The 15538-nt window shown below is 71.4% G+C and carries 14 protein-coding genes; 12 read left to right on the top strand and 2 right to left on the bottom strand.

The window, feature by feature from the left end; genetic code table 11:
* Nucleotides 1-101: 101 nt before the first annotated feature.
* Both LPU43_RS20945 and LPU43_RS20940 read right to left on the bottom strand, forming a co-directional pair.
* Nucleotides 102-782, bottom strand: coding sequence for a lytic polysaccharide monooxygenase auxiliary activity family 9 protein (locus LPU43_RS20945; protein ID WP_229402190.1), 681 nt, complete (start codon nt 780-782; stop codon nt 102-104).
* Nucleotides 783-937: 155 nt separating this feature from the next.
* The gene (locus LPU43_RS20940) at nt 938-1516 is read right to left on the bottom strand and encodes a hypothetical protein (protein WP_229402189.1); all 579 of its coding nucleotides are present in this window, start codon (nt 1514-1516) and stop codon (nt 938-940) included.
* A 642-nt stretch (nt 1517-2158) separates the two neighbouring features.
* On the opposite strand from LPU43_RS20940, the gene LPU43_RS20935 reads away from it, so the two are divergent.
* From LPU43_RS20935 to LPU43_RS20880, 12 genes are all read left to right on the top strand, one after another.
* Nucleotides 2159-3082, top strand: a complete 924-nt coding sequence (locus LPU43_RS20935) for a DUF4034 domain-containing protein (protein WP_229402188.1) — start codon at nt 2159-2161, stop codon at nt 3080-3082.
* A 235-nt stretch (nt 3083-3317) separates the two neighbouring features.
* Nucleotides 3318-3872 carry an RICIN domain-containing protein gene (locus LPU43_RS20930; RefSeq protein ID WP_229402187.1) on the top strand — a complete coding sequence of 185 codons (555 nt, stop codon included), beginning with the start codon at nt 3318-3320 and terminating at the stop codon, nt 3870-3872.
* A 323-nt stretch (nt 3873-4195) separates the two neighbouring features.
* Nucleotides 4196-5506, top strand: coding sequence for an MFS transporter (locus LPU43_RS20925; protein WP_229402186.1), 1311 nt, complete (start codon nt 4196-4198; stop codon nt 5504-5506).
* Nucleotides 5507-5640: 134 nt separating this feature from the next.
* A complete protein-coding gene (locus tag LPU43_RS20920; RefSeq protein WP_229402185.1) occupies nt 5641-6726 on the top strand; it encodes a prenyltransferase in 1086 nt (361 codons plus the stop codon).
* Between the two features lie 67 nt (nt 6727-6793).
* On the top strand, nt 6794-7249 hold the full coding sequence (locus LPU43_RS20915; RefSeq protein WP_229402184.1) for a Fur family transcriptional regulator: 456 nt from the start codon (nt 6794-6796) through the stop codon (nt 7247-7249).
* On the top strand, nt 7246-9522 hold the full coding sequence (gene katG / locus LPU43_RS20910; RefSeq protein WP_229402183.1) for a catalase/peroxidase HPI: 2277 nt from the start codon (nt 7246-7248) through the stop codon (nt 9520-9522). The genes LPU43_RS20915 and katG overlap by 4 nt, the downstream gene beginning before the upstream one ends.
* A 149-nt stretch (nt 9523-9671) precedes the next feature.
* A complete protein-coding gene (locus tag LPU43_RS20905) occupies nt 9672-10895 on the top strand; it encodes a S1 family peptidase (RefSeq protein ID WP_229402182.1) in 1224 nt (407 codons plus the stop codon).
* Nucleotides 10896-11151: 256 nt separating this feature from the next.
* Nucleotides 11152-11736, top strand: a complete 585-nt coding sequence (locus tag LPU43_RS20900; protein WP_229402181.1) for an NADPH-dependent FMN reductase — start codon at nt 11152-11154, stop codon at nt 11734-11736.
* A 192-nt stretch (nt 11737-11928) separates the two neighbouring features.
* Complete coding sequence (locus LPU43_RS20895; protein ID WP_229402180.1) at nt 11929-12912, top strand: Gfo/Idh/MocA family protein; 984 nt, start codon at nt 11929-11931, stop codon at nt 12910-12912.
* Nucleotides 12909-13868: a Gfo/Idh/MocA family protein gene (locus tag LPU43_RS20890; protein WP_229402179.1), complete on the top strand. Its 960-nt coding sequence runs from the start codon at nt 12909-12911 to the stop codon at nt 13866-13868. The genes LPU43_RS20895 and LPU43_RS20890 overlap by 4 nt, the downstream gene beginning before the upstream one ends.
* A 224-nt stretch (nt 13869-14092) precedes the next feature.
* Nucleotides 14093-14281 carry a DUF5988 family protein gene (locus tag LPU43_RS20885; RefSeq protein WP_229402178.1) on the top strand — a complete coding sequence of 63 codons (189 nt, stop codon included), beginning with the start codon at nt 14093-14095 and terminating at the stop codon, nt 14279-14281.
* 45 nt (nt 14282-14326) lie between these two features.
* Nucleotides 14327-15520, top strand: a complete 1194-nt coding sequence (locus LPU43_RS20880; protein ID WP_229402177.1) for a cytochrome P450 — start codon at nt 14327-14329, stop codon at nt 15518-15520.
* Nucleotides 15521-15538: the final 18 nt, after the last annotated feature.

Here is a 15538-nt window from a genome sequence, read left to right as displayed (position 1 = left end):
GCCCTGAAGGCGGGGGTGGCTGGGGAGCGCCCGGAAGGAGAGCCCGGCCCAGGGCGCGGACGCCCTGGGCCGGATCGTGCTGCGGCTGCCGGTCCTGCCGGTCAGACGATGGTGACGTCGCTGCACCACATGTAGGTCTGGTCCATGTGCGACGCCTTCCAGATCACGAAGAGGACGTGGTTGCCGGTGCGTCCGGGGACCGAGACGTTGAACGAGATGTTCTGCGCCGGCGCGTAGCGCCCGGTCGTCGTGACCAGGTCGAGGTTGCCCCAGCCGACGCGCTGGGTGGCCGGGTTGAACCCGGGTTTGGTGACGTAGACCTGGAAGTAGTCGGCGCCGTGGCTGGCCTGGTCGTACATCTGGACCGTGAAGTTGCGGCCGACGGTGGTCGTCTTCCACGCTCCGGGCTGGTTCAGGGCGTCGTTCCTGGAGAGGGCGTTGCTGCACAGTTGTCCGTCCGGGGTGCGGGACTGGTACTGGCCGCCGAGGCCGTCCCGCAGCGCGCTCATCCAGTTCCACATGGTGTCGGGGTTGGCCTGGAACGCCCGCCAGCACATCGGGTCCTGCTGCTGCATGGCCGGGTTCGTGTGCTGGCTGCCCCAGGTCTTCCAGCACTGATAGGCGCGGGTCGCCGGGTTGATGATGGTGCCGTGGGCCTGGGCCGCGCTGGTCCAGGGCAGCGTGGCGGCCACCACGGCGACCAGGAGGACGAGCACCTGGAGGGACTGGCGGCCGGCCGACCGGGATGGTCCGCCAGCATGACTGGGCTTGGGTGAAAGCACGGTTCATCCTCCGTTTCTCGGTACTGGAGATCGAGATGGGAACGCTCCCAAGCAACTATTGCATTTGTAACCTGAAATATCAACATTGATCTATCTATGGTTCGTTTTGGATCCAGTTGACCGGAGCCGCCACCCCGTCCGGCCCTCCGGCCCGGTCACAGCCCGGCTGCGGTGTCGTACCGGCGGCGCAGGTCGGCCATCTCCGACCGCTCCAACGCCTCCCGCTGTGCCAGCTCCGCGTACCTGTCCGGGAACATCTGTCGTAGCCGGTCGACGAACATCACGTCGGCGGTCGCCTCGACCACCTGGATGCCCGGTGGATCGGTGGACATGTCCATGATCAGCGGGCCGGCCAGCTTGACCGCCACGTCCCAGGGGCGTCCCCGCTCGGCGACCCCGCAGAGGTGGAAGCCGTAGACGGTCCGCACGTCGGCGAGCGCGGTGACCTCGGCCGGTTCGTAGCCGTAGACGCGGATCCCACAGACCACCGGCGGCTTCTCGTCCTTGGTGGCCGCCTGCTGAGCGCCGTGCCCGGCGTGCTGGTGCTGCCCCGGGTCCGCCTGTTCGAGCGTGGTGCGCATCCGGGCCACGATCTGTCCTTGCAGGTCCGCCTGCGCCGGCTCGGGAACGGCTCGGTCGGCCAGTACGACCGCCCCGGCCGTCACCGCCAGGACCACCGCCACCCCCGCCAGGCGGTGCCGGTACCACCCCGCGAAGCTCTCTCGAAGAGTCATGGTTGCTTCTCATCTCGTCGCCGGTTCTCGTGCACTGGCAGACCGCATCGGACGTCCCCGGTGTGTCAGACGTCGAGGGCGTCGGCCGTCGCGGTGACACGGGTCCGGGGGATACGTACGGCGGGCAAGGATGCCGGCTCGGCAAGGTGCCCGTCGTCGTGCAGATGGCCCGGCGATGCGGCAGGCGGGCGTCTGCCGAGGCGACGCGCTGCCGGCGTTGCGATGCTCCCGTGCTGGCCGTTCCCAGCACGGTTGCCCCCGTGCTGCGGCGATGTGAGCTATTGCATCACGTCCGGATCCGCTCCGGCAACATCGACGGTCGTCAGTGAAAATTCGGGCCGGTCGGCTGTCGGGAGCAAAGGCGGGCACCCGGACGAGGCCGAGATCGCGGTCCGGCCCCCTCGCGCCACCCATCGGTGGGATCCCCCCGCTCCGCAGCGGGCCCGAGGTGGCAGAGGGCCCACTCGCATCCGACTACGGTCAGCCCGGCAGTGAGGATGCACAGGCGCGGGGCGTGACCAGGGGTGATGCGCGGTGCAGGTCGGCCCCACCGAATTCGATCACCTAGTATCGGCCGCCGGTGGGCGTACAGGATGGGAGTTGGGTTGCGTGTGGCCGTTCAGGAAGCGACCGAAGGACCCGGTGCTGGACCCGACCTACGGTGACCCTCACCGGAAGGCCCTGATCCGGGCGCTGGAGAAGCGCAGGTGGAAGTTCGCCCGGGAGCTGTTCGACATGGCGACCGATCCGGACGAGATGGCCTACCTCATGGAGGCGGCCGGCGGGGTCGACGGGATCCAGGACTGGATCGGCGAGTGGATCGACGCCGAACCCGACTCGACCCTGCCCGTGCTGGTCGCCGGCTGCCACGCCGTGCACTGGGCCTGGGAGGCGCGCGGCGGCAAGCGGGCGAAGTACACCAGCGCCGCCCAGTTCAGGGGCTTCCACGAGCGGTTGCGCTACGCCGAGGCGGTGTTGCACAAGGTGCTCGACCGCGAGCCCGACAACGTGACCGCGCGGGCCTGGCTGGTCACCAGCTCCCGAGGGCTGGGCGTCGGGGCGGTGGAGGCCAGGGAACGCTTCGAGGCGGTGATCCGCCTGCACCCGGGGCACGTGGTGGCGCACGAGCAGCGGTTGCAGTATCTGTGTGACAAGTGGTGCGGCAGCCACGAGGAGATGTTCGACTTCGCCCGGGGCGTCGCGGCGACGGCCGGGCCCAACAGTCTCCTGCACGAGCTGGTGGCCGTCGCCCACCTGGAGAAGTGGCTCACCATCGAGGCGGGGGAGGACAAGGAGTACATGCTCTCCGAGGAGGTCTGCGCCGAACTCCTCGCCGCGGCGGACAACTCGATCTTCCACCCGGACTACGTGCCCGCCGGCCCCGGCTGGGCGCCCCGGCTGGCGACCTTCGCGATGGCGCTGGAGCTGGCCGACGAGTTCGACGCCGCCTGGCGCGCGTTCGCGCTGCTGGACGGAACGGTCACCGAGTGGCCGTGGCAGATGATCGGCGACCCGGTCGAGCGGTTCGTCGCCTCCCGCGACTACGTGAACGACAACCTCGGCTGACGACCCGGGCGGAGTCGGAGGGCGCCAGTTCCGACCGAGGTCCACCAGGCCGCCCTCCCCGGGGGCCGCCGCGCCGCCGCACTCCCGGTAGGCGAGTCGCCGGGGTGCCGCCGAAGGGGTGAGGCCCGGCTCCGTGGCGGACGGACGGGAAGGTGTCCGAAAAATCTCGTTGGCTCGTGAACCTGCCGATTGGCCACAGGCGTGTTAGGGATGTCAGCTACGGGAGGAGAATCGTATGTCCAAGGTGAAGTGGGCCACCGGCGCGGCGGCACTGGGCTGCGCCGGCGTCCTCGCCGGCACCGCCCTGAGCGGGGCCCCGGCCGGCGCAGCCGGTGGCGTCCTCTCCGGCAAGCGCGAGGTCACCATCGTCCGGGTGCAGGCATTCGAGGGGGCGCTGTCCCTCGACGGGGGAGCGCTGGTCGAGGTCGACGACGACAGCGGCCGTCAGCTCTTCGTCCTGACTCCGATCGGCGGTAGGAAGTACCTGATCAAGTCCTACGGCAAGCGTGACGGCCACCCCGCCAACGACGACCCGGCCTGCTGGCAGGTCTACCAGGAGGGCTCCCGACCGCTGACCGTCGAGGGCGCGGTGTGCGACGCGGCCAAGAAGACCCAGCAGTTCTCCATCACGTCCCAGGGCAACGGGACGTACGCGATCAGCAACCGCTCGGCGTACCTCCAGTACTTTCCGGCCCGGGGCCTGATCCTCGAGGAGCTGGGCGACGCCCCGCTGCTGAGCACGTTCCGGCTCATCGACAACGGCCCCGCCCGGCCCCCGATCGGCGGCTGAGCGGCACCGGGAGGCGGCCGACGGGCCGCCTCCCGGTGGTGCCGGTGCTGCGCACGGCCCCCTCAGCGACACCATCCGGTCCGCCGATCAGGGCCGGCCCGCAAGGCAGCCGGCGGCTGAACGGCACCGGCCGCCTTCCGCCGTCGCGGCCCGGGGCGGGTCGACGCCGCGCTCTCCGTGCTCCGCCGCGCCGCAGTTCGACCAGCGCTGTCGTTGGTGGGACGTTGACAATGCCCGATTGATGGGACATTCTTCCTGGTGTCAGGGAAGGTCGATCGTCATTCCATCGGCATGGTCTGCGTCGATTCCACCGTCGAGGGTGCATGTCTGCTGAGCCGGGCCGTCAGACGAAATGGTGGTCGTTCGCTGCCGAACGTCCGAACTTCCTCAGGCTGTGGAGCGCGCAGTCCCTCTCCGTCCTGGGCTCGCAGGTCAGCCTCATCGCGTTTCCCCTGACCGCGCTCTCGGTGCTGGAGGCCAGCGCGTCGGAGGTCGGCATCCTCTCCGCGCTGGAGCGGGCGCCATTTCTGCTGTTCGGCATCTTCGCCGGTGTGCTCATCGACCGCTGGCGATCGCGTCGGGTGCTGGTCATCACGGACTGGATCCGCGCGGTGGCACTGGCGCTGGTGCCGGTTCTGATGCTCCTGGACGCCCTGACCATCGAGTGGATGTTCGCCGTCGCCTTCGTCGTGGGCGCCTGCACCGTCTTCTTCGACATCGCCTACCAGAGCGCCCTCACCTCCCTTGTCCGCCCCGGCGAGCTGCTGACGGCCAACCGGTGGCTCGAAACGAGCCGCTCCGTTGCCAACATCTCCGGGCCCGGCTTCGCCGCGGTTCTGCTCAAGGTCGTGTCCGCCCCTGTCGCGATAGCTGTCGACGCGCTGTCGTTCGTGTCGTCGGCCCTGTTCCTGCACGCGATCCGCGCCCCGGACGACAAGCCTCCGACAGCGGGCGACGCGTCGATCTGGCGAGACCTGAAGACCGGGCTCCGCTTCATCTTCCAGACCGAGTTCCTCCGCTGGAACGCCATTCTCGCCGCGTCCTGGAACCTGCTGCACAACGCCCTGCTAACCATCTTCTTCATCTATCTCGCACGCGACCTGGAACTGAGCAACACCACCATCGCCGTCCTCGTCCTCGTGGGAAGCCTGGGCTCCTTCCTCGGTGTCCTGGTCGTGACCCGCGTCAACCAGTGGCTCGGCCTGGGATGGTGCATCGTGCTCTCCCTGTGCACGGGCGGCGTCGGCGGCATCCTCCTGGCGGCCTCCGGTGGGTCGTCGCTCCTGGCCATCGCCGTCATCACGCTCGGGTACACGCTGATCAACGCCGCCGAGCCGCTCTTCAACATAAACGTGATCAGCATCCGCCAGATGATCACCCCGACGCACCTCATGGCCAGAACGGCGGGCTCCATCCGATTCGTGGTGTGGGGAACCCTGCCCATCGGTGCGCTCGTCGCCGGCTTCATGGGAGACACGCTCGGCGGCCGGACCACGATGGTCGTCATCGGCCTGGGCTTCCTGATTCCGGTGGTGCTGGCGCTCGTCTCCCCCTTCCGGCGCATCCGGACGGTCTCCGATGTCGGCGTCGACGACGGCGCGCACGAGGCCAGGGAGGGAGCGTTGGGTGTCTGACCCTGCCGGTCCGGGCCGACGCCGGCCGGGTCGAGGCCGGATGTCCCATTCGCGACTGACGCGGCCGGGGACGGGTCCGTCCTCCGGGATATAGGCTGCCGTCACGGTCCGACCACGGGGGAGGCGTCCGACCCATGACCTCGATACGGGACTCCCAGCCGATCCCGGCAGCCCGGCGATCCGCCGCCGAGCCCACCGCCGGGCGGGACGCGACGGACTGGCGGGGATTCCTCCGGCTGGCCCGGCTGCGCTTCCTGCTCTACAACGTCCTGCCGGTGGGCCTCGCCGTGGCGGTGTCGGTGCACCAGGGCCACCCGCTCGACCTCACGTGGTACGCCGTCGCGCAACTCTTCGCGTGGACGGTCCACGTGATGACGCACTACTGCAACGAGTACTTCGACCTGGAGGCCGACCGGGCGAACGTCTACTTCACCCCGTGGACGGGCGGCAGCCGGGCGCTCGTGGACGGGTCGGTCGCCCCCGTCGTGTCGCTCGGCACCAGCTTCGTGCTGCTCGGCGCGTCGACGCTGATGGTCGCCGTCATGCCGTCCTGGCAGGCGCGCGTGCTCGCCACCGCGGCCGTGGTGCTGGCCTGGTTCTACACCGCCCCGCCGCTGCGGCTGAACTACCGGGGCGCGGGGGAGGTGACGGTCGCGGCGATCCTCAACGGCCTGTGGCCCGTCGTCGCGGCGGTGCTCCAGGCCGGTGCCGTGCCGGTGCTGCTGCTGGTCGTGCTGGCGCCCACCGCGGTGCTCCAGGTGGCACGGATGATGGTGATGAACCTGGGGGACCGCCGCTCGGACGAGATGGTCGGCAAGCGCACGCTGCCGGTCATCGTCGGCTACCGGCCGGCCGTGCGCCTGATCGTCGGCGCGCAGGTGCTCGCGTACGCGCTGCTCACCGCCCTCGCGCTGCTCGGCTGGCTGCCGTGGCCGGTCTGGGCCGCGATGGCCGCCACCGCGCCGCTGTCGGCCTGGCTCGTCCGTCAGCTCCGGGGCGGCGCGATGCGCGACCTCGACCCCGGGCGGATGACGCCGGTGGTGTTCTGGGCGTCGAACCACGTCTCCCTGATCGTCGCGGCGGCGATGCTGGGCGTGCTCCTGGACGCCGCGCGCCGCTCCGCCGACGCCGGCGCGCTGGCGGTGCTCGGCGCGGTCCTCGCCGGCTACGGGGCGCTGTTCGCCCACCGCCTGTGGTTGGCGCGCCGACTGCCCCGCTGACGCGGCACGCGGCGGGAAATCCAGAGAATTCTTGATCCGTTCCAAAAGACTGGGTTATGTTCGTCCCGTGCCGTCCGACTTCGAGGCTCAGCTACGGGCGGTCTCGTTGCGCGTGACCCGACCCCGGTTGGCGGTGCTCGCCGCGCTGCGCGACCATCCGCACGTCGACACCGACGCGGTGATCGCGTTGGTGCGGGCGGGCCAGCCCACGGTCTCCCACCAGACGGTGTACGACGTGCTGCGGGCGCTCACCGACGCCGGTCTGGTGCGGCGCATCCAGCCGGCCGGCGCCACCGCCCGGTACGAGTCACGGGTGGGGGACAACCACCACCACGTCGTGTGCCGCTCCTGCGGCGCGATCGCCGACGTCGACTGCGCCGTCGGCCGTGCCCCCTGTCTCACCGCCTCCGACGACCACGGCTTCGCGGTCGACGAGGCGGAGGTCGTCTACTGGGGCACCTGCCCCGACTGCGCGACCGACCGCAATCCCCGGCGATCCGCCAGTTCGGAAGGAAGTACATGAGCGACACCCAGGACCACACCTTCTCCAGCGCCCAGGGCGTGGACAGGAAGGAGGCGGCCGGCTGCCCGGTCGCGCACGACTCCGTCACCGCGCAAGGCAGCGAGAGCGAGAACCCGGCGATCGACTCGCCGACGCCGAAGACCGGCGGTCGGCCGCGCACCAACCGGGACTGGTGGCCCAACCAGCTCGACCTGTCGGTGCTGCACGCCCACTCGTCGAAGGCCAACCCGCTGGGGGAGGGCTTCAGCTACGCCAGGGAGTTCGCCAAGCTCGACGTCGAGGCCCTCAAGCGGGACATCGTCGAGGTCCTCACCACCTCGCAGGACTGGTGGCCGGCCGACTTCGGCCACTACGGCGGCCTGATGATCCGGATGAGCTGGCACGCGGCGGGCACCTACCGCATCCACGACGGGCGCGGCGGCGCGGGCGACGGCGGGCAGCGGTTCGCCCCGCTCAACAGCTGGCCGGACAACGCCAACCTGGACAAGGCCCGCCGGCTGCTCTGGCCGGTGAAGCAGAAGTACGGCCAGAAGGTCTCGTGGGCCGACCTGCTCGTGCTCGCCGGCAACGTCGCCCTGGAGTCGATGGGCTTCAGGACCTTCGGCTTCGGCTTCGGCCGGGAGGACGTCTGGGAGCCCGAGGAGATCTTCTGGGGCCCGGAGGACACCTGGCTCGGCGACGAGCGCTACGTCTCCGAGAAGGAGATGGCCCCGGAGGTCGGGGCGACGGAGATGGGCCTGATCTACGTCAACCCGGAGGGCCCGAACGGCAACGCCGACCCGCTCGCGGCGGCGCACTTCATCCGCGAGACCTTCGCCCGGATGGCGATGAACGACGAGGAGACCGTCGCCCTCATCGCCGGCGGCCACACCTTCGGCAAGACCCACGGCGCCGCCGTCGCCGACAACCACGTGGGCCCGGAGCCCGAGGCCGCGCCGCTGGAGGCGCAGGGCCTGGGCTGGCTGAGCACCCACGGCAGCGGCAAGGGCGGGGACACGATCACCAGCGGCCTCGAGGTGACGTGGACCGACGTGCCGACGCAGTGGAGCAACCGCTTCTTCGAGATCCTCTTCGGCTACGAGTGGGAGCTCACCACGAGCCCCGGCGGCGCGAAGCAGTGGGTCGCCAAGGACGCCCCGGAGATCATCCCGGACCCGTTCGACCCGGCGAAGAAGTACAAGCCGACGATGCTCACGACCGACCTGTCGCTGCGCGTCGACCCGGCGTACGAGAAGATCTCGCGCCGCTTCCTGGAGCACCCGGACGAGTTCGCGCTGGCGTTCGCCAAGGCCTGGTACAAGCTGCTGCACCGCGACATGGGCCCGGTCAGCCGCTTCCTCGGGCCGTGGGTGCCGCAGCCCCAGCTCTGGCAGGACCCGGTGCCGGCCGTCGACCACGAGCTCGTGGGTGACGCCGACGTCGCCGCCCTCAAGGAGCGGGTCCTGGCCTCCGGCCTCACCACCGCCCAGCTCGTCTCCACCGCGTGGGCCTCGGCCGCGAGCTACCGGTCCACCGACAAGCGCGGCGGGGCCAACGGCGCGCGCGTCCGTCTCGAGCCGCAGCGGAGCTGGGAGGTCAACCAGCCCGAGCAGCTCGCCACCGTCCTGGAGACCCTGGAGGGCATCCAGCGGGAGTTCAACGCCGCCGGCGGGGCGCGGATCTCGCTGGCGGACCTGATCGTCCTGGCCGGCTCCGCCGCCGTCGAGAAGGCGGCGCGCGACGCCGGCGTCGAGGTGACCGTGCCGTTCCGTCCGGGCCGCACCGACGCCAGCCAGGAGCAGACCGACGTCGAGTCCTTCCGGGTCATGGAGCCGCGCGCCGACGGGTTCCGCAACTACCTGCGCCCCGGCGAGAAGACCCAGCCGGAGGTGCTGCTCGTCGACCGCGCGTACATGCTCAATCTGACCGCGCCCGAGATGACCGTCCTGGTCGGCGGCCTGCGCGCCCTCGGCAACAACGTCGGCGGCACCCGCCACGGCGTCCTCACCGACCGGCCGGGCGTGCTCACCAACGACTTCTTCGCCAACCTGCTCTCCCCGGGCACCCGGTGGAAGGCGTCGGAGTCCGACGAGCACGTGTACGAGATCCGGGACCTGGCGACCGACGAGGTGAAGTGGACCGCCACCGCGGTCGACCTGATCTTCGGCTCCAACTCCCAGCTCCGCGCCCTGGCGGAGGTCTACGCCAGCGCCGACGCGCGCGAGAAGTTCGTCGCCGACTTCGTCGCGGCGTGGACGAAGGTCATGGAGCTCGACCGGTTCGACCTCGCCTGATCCGCCCCTCCCCACGACGGCCCCGGTCGATCCACCAGTGATCGACCGGGGCTCGCCCGTTGCGGGCGAGGAAAGCGGGAGCCGGCTGTATTTTCCCCGACGCCGCCCCCTCCTCTACCGGTAGTCAGCCTTCCAGGGGAGGAACGCGCATGAGAAGAATCCGGCTGTTGACGGGCGCCGTCGTGCTGGTGCTGTCCGCCACGACGCTGGCCGCGCCGGCGTACGCGGCCGATCCGGCCGCCGACACGGGACGGGACGAGTCCTTGGCCGCCGTCCTCGCCTACCGCACCGTGTACCCGACGATCTCGGAGAGCGCCGCCAAGGTCGCGGCCAGCCAGCAGGAGGCCCGCAAGCAACTGCACGACCAGTTGGCGAAGGAGCCCCAGACGTACGGCGGGGGCCACTTCGACCCGCTGTCCGGGGTCACCCACGTGGCCCTGACCACCCAGGCGGGCGCGGACCGCGCGGTCGAGGTCGGGCGGTCGCTCGGGCTCAGCGTCAGCGCCAAGGTGGTGGAGCGCAACTACGACCAGTTGGAGGCGCTCGCCGAGCGGCTGCGCGTCGGCACCGACGAGCTGGCCGTGGCCGCCAAGGGCCGGGTGGGCGTCGAGGTGAGCACCAACACCGTCACCGTCGCCCTGACCGCCCAGGAGGAGGCCGCCCTGTCGAAGGGGGCCGTGCCGAGCTGGGTCACCATCGTCCCGGCCACCACGGACGCCGTCGAGGAGGACGTCTGCACGTCGCGGGCCAACTGCAACGACAGCCTGCGGGCCGGGCTGGTGATCCGACGCACCGGCGGCGGCTGCTCGCTGGGCTTCACGGCCCGCAGCAGCGGCGTGCGCTGGGCGCTGACCGCCGGCCACTGCGGGGGCGGCACGACGACCAACTGGTCCACCGCCGGCACCCCGATCGGCCCGATGAGCGCGGTGAACGCGCTCAACGCCGGTGCGGTCGACGCCGGGGCCATCCAGGTCACCAACTCCACGTACGCGGCGGACACCCTGGGCCGGATCGCCATCTCCGGGTCGAGCTGGGTGCGGGTGAACGGCTGGGCGCAGACGATGTCGGCCATCTGGGTCGGCGACGTGGTCTGCGTCTCGGCCCGGTACGCGGCCCCCGCCACGTCCGGCAACCCGTGCGGCGTGATCACCAGGACCAGCGACGCGGCGGTGCGCGGACTGACCCGGTACGAGGGGTACGACCCCTGCCCCGGCGACAGCGGCGGCGGCGTCTACTGGCTCACGTCACAGGGCAAGCGGTTCGCGTTCGGCCTGCACAGCCGCAGCACGGCGGGGTGCAACGCGTCGCCGCGCCGGGCCTGGTTCAGCGCGCTGCCGAGGTTCTGGCCCGGCCTGTCGTACGACGTGGCCTGACGGTGGGCCGGCTCCTTCCGGCCCGGCCCCTGTCGATTTGACCGGCGACGGTCGTCGACGGGAGCCGCCGGCCGGGCCGGGAGGGCCGCTCACCTGCCGCCGGGCGCGTCCGACGGCGGGCGCGTGAGGGACGTCGGGGACGGACGTTCGTGGGACGTGGGCGATCAACTCTTGACCGCAGCATAGATCGACGTCATAACGTGTGGTGTCGCCGGTGCTCCGCGCCGTGACGACCATCGACGTCGAGAGGACAAGCATGTCGACCGAACCGCTCCGCCTCGCCCTGATCATCGGCAGCACCCGGGAGGGGCGATTCGGCCCGACCGTCGCCCGGTGGTTCCTCGACCGGGTCAAGCAGCGTGACGACTTCGCGGTCGACGTGGTCGACCTCGCCGAGCACGAGCTGCCCTTCGTGATGACGAGCCAGTTGACGCCGGAGGGGGCCCGGGCCCTGGGCGAGGTGACGCCGCGCCTCGAAGCCGCCGAGGCGTTCGTGGTCGTCACGCCGGAGTACAACCACAGCTTCCCGGCGTCGCTGAAGAACCTCGTCGACTGGCACGGCAAGCAGTGGCACGCCAAGCCGGTGGGCTTCGTCTCGTACGGCGGGCTCTCCGGCGGCCTGCGGGCCGTCGAGGCGCTCCGGCCGGTCTTCGCCGAGGTGCACTCGGTCACCGTCCGGGCGACGGTCAGCTTCCACAACGCGTGGGAGCAGTTCGGCCCCGACGGCGAGCCGGTCGACCGGGAGGGCGCCGGCGCGGCGGCGACGTACCTGCTCGACCAGCTCGGCTGGTGGGCCACGACGCTGCGTGCGGGGCGGGAGCGCCGACCGTACGTCTCCTGATCGGCCGGCCGTCACCCGATCCCGGTCGGTGGGCGGCGCGGACGGCGGCGCGCCGGAGGACGAGGGCGCGCCGCCTGCGGGACTACCCACGTTGGTTATGGCCCCTGACGAGTGGCGTGGGCGAACCTGATCAGGCTTGGAGCACCGCTGGGTTCACCCGCTCCGGCATCTGACGAAGGGGCTGGGCACGCCATGCGGCAGCTTGAGGTGGCACTGATCGGCGCGGGTCTGATCGCGCGCCTGCACCTGCAGGCTTGGATCGCCGCCGGGGCGGCGGTGCGCGTCCACTCCGACGACGGCCGGGCCGCCGACCTGGCGCGCGAGTTCGGCGCGACGGCGGTCGGCTCCCTGGCCGAGGCGCTCGACGGCGCGGACGCCGTCGACATCTGCACCCCGACGGGCAGCCACCACGGGATCGCGCTGGCCGCGATCGCGCGGGGCGTCGGCGTGGTGTGCGAGAAGCCGCTGGCGGCCACCACCGCCGAGGCCGAGGAGATCGTCGCGGCGGCGGAGCGGGCCGGGGTGCGGCTCTATCCCGCCCACGACGTGCGGTTCGCCCCGGCGTTCGCGCGGCTCCACGAGCTGGTGGCGGCCGGCCGCCTGGGCGCGGGCTCGGTCGCCCGGTTCCTCGTGTCCGCGTACCACCCGAGGCCCTGGACCGGGCACGCGTCGGCGCGGTCGGGCGGGATCCTCACCGACCAGATGCTGCACGGCGTCGACCTGGCCTACTGGATCTTCGGCGACGTCGTGCGGGTGCACGCCTACTACCAGGGCGAGATCGCCACGCCGGCCCCGCAGGGGGCCGTCGCCGCCGGCACCGTCGTCCTCACCCACGCCAGCGGCGCGCTCAGCCAGGTCGTGGCCCGGTGGACGGCCACGCCGAAGCCGCCGGTCCGGGTGGCGTTCCACGTCTCGGGCACCGGCGGGACCGTCACCTACGACTCCGAGTGGCCCCAGGAGGTCCGGGTGGTCGACGGGGAGGCCGGGAACTTCGGCTACTCCGGGGAGCTGCCCTTCGTCTCGGAGATGCGCGAGTTCGCCGAGGCGTTCGCGGGAGGGCCCGAGCCCCGCCTGGGGGCCCGGGACGCGTTGGCCGCGGTCCGCATCACCCAAGCTGCGGCCGAGTCCGCTTGGACGGGTCGCGCCGTGGAACTGCCTATCAAGGAGGTCTCATGAAGGTCGCCGTACTGTCGTTCGCCCACGAGCGCGCCGAGACCTACGTCCGGCTGCTGCGCGACCTGCCCGGCGTCGACCTGGTCACCGCCGATCCCGACGCCCCGCCCGGTGACCCGGCGCGCGGCCGGGCCCTGGCCGACCGGCTCGGGGTGACCTACCTGGACGACTGGGACGAGGTGTTCGCCTCGATGCCCGACGCCGTGGTGGTCACCAGCGAGGCCGACCGGCACGTCGAACTGATCGAGCGCTCGGGCGAGGCGGAGGCGCACGTGCTGTGCGAGTACCCGCTGGCCACCAGCGCGAAGGACGTCAAGGCCATCATGGACTCCTGCGACATGGGGGGCGTCCGCCTCAGGTTCGCCTCCCCGGCCTACTTCAGCGAGGCGTTCGCCGCCGTGCGCCGGGGCATCGCCGAGGGCGTCGTCGGCACCCTGACGACCGTGCACGGGTCGTACACCACCCGGCCGGGGGCGGGTGGCGGGGCGCTGCGCGCCAACCTGCCGTACCTGCTCGACCTGGTGGACGCGGTGCTCGGCGGCGACCCCGCCGAGCAGGTGTACGCGCAGACCAACGAAGCGCTCAGCGCGGAGCCGGGCGTCGAGAGCGCGGCGGTCGTCGCGGTGCGGTACCGCGGCGGGGTGGTCGCGTCGTTCGACTGCAGCCACAGCCTGGCCGCGGACGGCGGGCCGGCCGTGACCTTCGTCGGCGACCGGGCGAGCGTCGAGTACGACGCCTGCCCGCGCCTGCTCGGCGGGTTCGACGCCGCCACCGGCGACGAACGGCGGGAGCCGGGCGGGGTCGACCTGTACTCGGTGATGGTGAAGGACTTCGTCGCCGCGTTCGAGACCGAGCAGGGCAACGGCCCGGACGGCGCGGCCGGGCTGCGCGCGGCGCGCATCGTCGAGGCCGCCTACGAGTCGGCGCGCACCGGCCAGCCGGTCCATCTCGGCCGGTGAGGGCCCTACCAGCGTGAGGGATGTCGGGTCGTCACGGCTCGTCTAGGCTGAATTTAGGAATAGCGACCTGCATCGTTGCAGGTCAATTGCAAGCCGACTGGTCGTATCTCCTTTCAAGGCAGAGCAAACCATTTCGGGGTGGTCGCGTCGTGCCCGCGTGCCGGGGCGGTGCGGCCCGGCGGGAGTCGGAGATCGTGATGAGCGCGACATCAGTGAGGATCAGGTTGAGCGGCGGTCCGGCCGAGCTGGCGGCGGCGGACCGCAGTGTCCCGGCGGGGGAGCTGGGGCAGACGCTGAAGATTCGCCACGGGGCCGGCTACGAGCATTTCGTCCGCGACGGGGAAAGCGAGACGGTGGACGGCTGCGAGGTCGCGGTGTTTCGGTGGACGTACCGCACGAGAATCGCCGAGTGACGATTTCTCCGCCCGCCCGTAACTGTCCTGAGTGAGAAGGATTCCATGACCGAGGCCATTTCCTTCGAGGTGCCGTGGGCGCGGACCGACAAGTTCGACCCGCCCCCGGTCTTCGACTCGCTGCGCAGGGAGAGCCCGCTCGCGCGGATGGTCTACCCGGACGGGCACGTCGGCTGGATCGTCTCCAGCTACGAGTTGGTGCGCGAGGTCCTCAGCGACCCGCGGTTCAGCCACAGCTGCTCCGTCGGGCACTTCCCCGTCACGCACCAGGGGCAGGTGATCCCGACCCACCCGGAGATCCCCGGGATGTTCATCCACATGGACCCGCCCGGCCACACCCGGTACCGCCGCCTGCTCACCGGCGAGTTCACCGCCCGCCGGGCGGGCCTGCTGGCGGCGCGCGTCGAGTCCTTCGCCGCCGAGCAGGTCGAGGCCATGCGCGCGCACGGCGCCCCGGCGGACCTCGTGCAGACCTTCGCCCAGCCGCTCGTCCTGAGGTCGCTCTCCGAGCTGGTCGGCCTGCCGTACGAGGAACGCGACCGGTACGCGTACGCCCCGGCCCTCTTCCACGACCAGGACGCGGACCCGGCGGAGACCGCCGCCGCCTACGAGGCGGTGGGCGCCTTCTTCGAGGACGTCATCGAGCGCAAGCGCAAGCAGCCGGAGGACGACCTCATCAGCCGCCTCGTCGCCGACGGGGAGCTGACCACGGAGGAGCTGCGCAACCTCGTCACGCTCATGCTCTTCGCCGGCTACGAGACCACGGAGAGCGCGCTCGCCGTCGGCGTCTTCGCGCTGCTGCACCACGCGGACCAACTGGCGGCGCTGCGCGCGGACCCGACGAAGCTCAACGCCGCGATCGAGGAGCTGCTGCGGTACATCACCGTCAACCAGTACGAGATGCACCGCACCGCGCTGGAGGACGTCACGCTGAAGGGCGAGGTGATCAAGAAGGGGGACAGCGTCACGGTCTCGCTCCCCGCGGCCAACCGTGACCCCGCCAAGTTCGGGTGCCCCGCGAAGCTGGACATCGACCGGGACACCTCCGGCCATGTCGCCTTCGGCTTCGGCATCCACCAGTGCCTCGGCCAGAACCTGGCGCGCGTCGAGCTGCGCGCCGGCCTGTCGGCCCTCCTCCAGGCGTTCCCCGACCTCCGGTTGGCCGTACCGGCCGACGACGTGCCGCTACGGCTGCGGGGGTCGGTCTTCGGGGTGAAGAGCCTCCCCGTCGCCTGGTGAGCGTTCCTCTCAGCGAGC

It is taken from the genome of Micromonospora okii (assembly GCF_020884795.1).
In the GTDB taxonomy this organism is placed as follows: Bacteria; Actinomycetota; Actinomycetes; order Mycobacteriales; family Micromonosporaceae; genus Micromonospora; species Micromonospora okii.
Note: the sequence above shows the minus strand (reverse complement) of the source record. Positions and strands in the feature narration are given on the sequence as shown.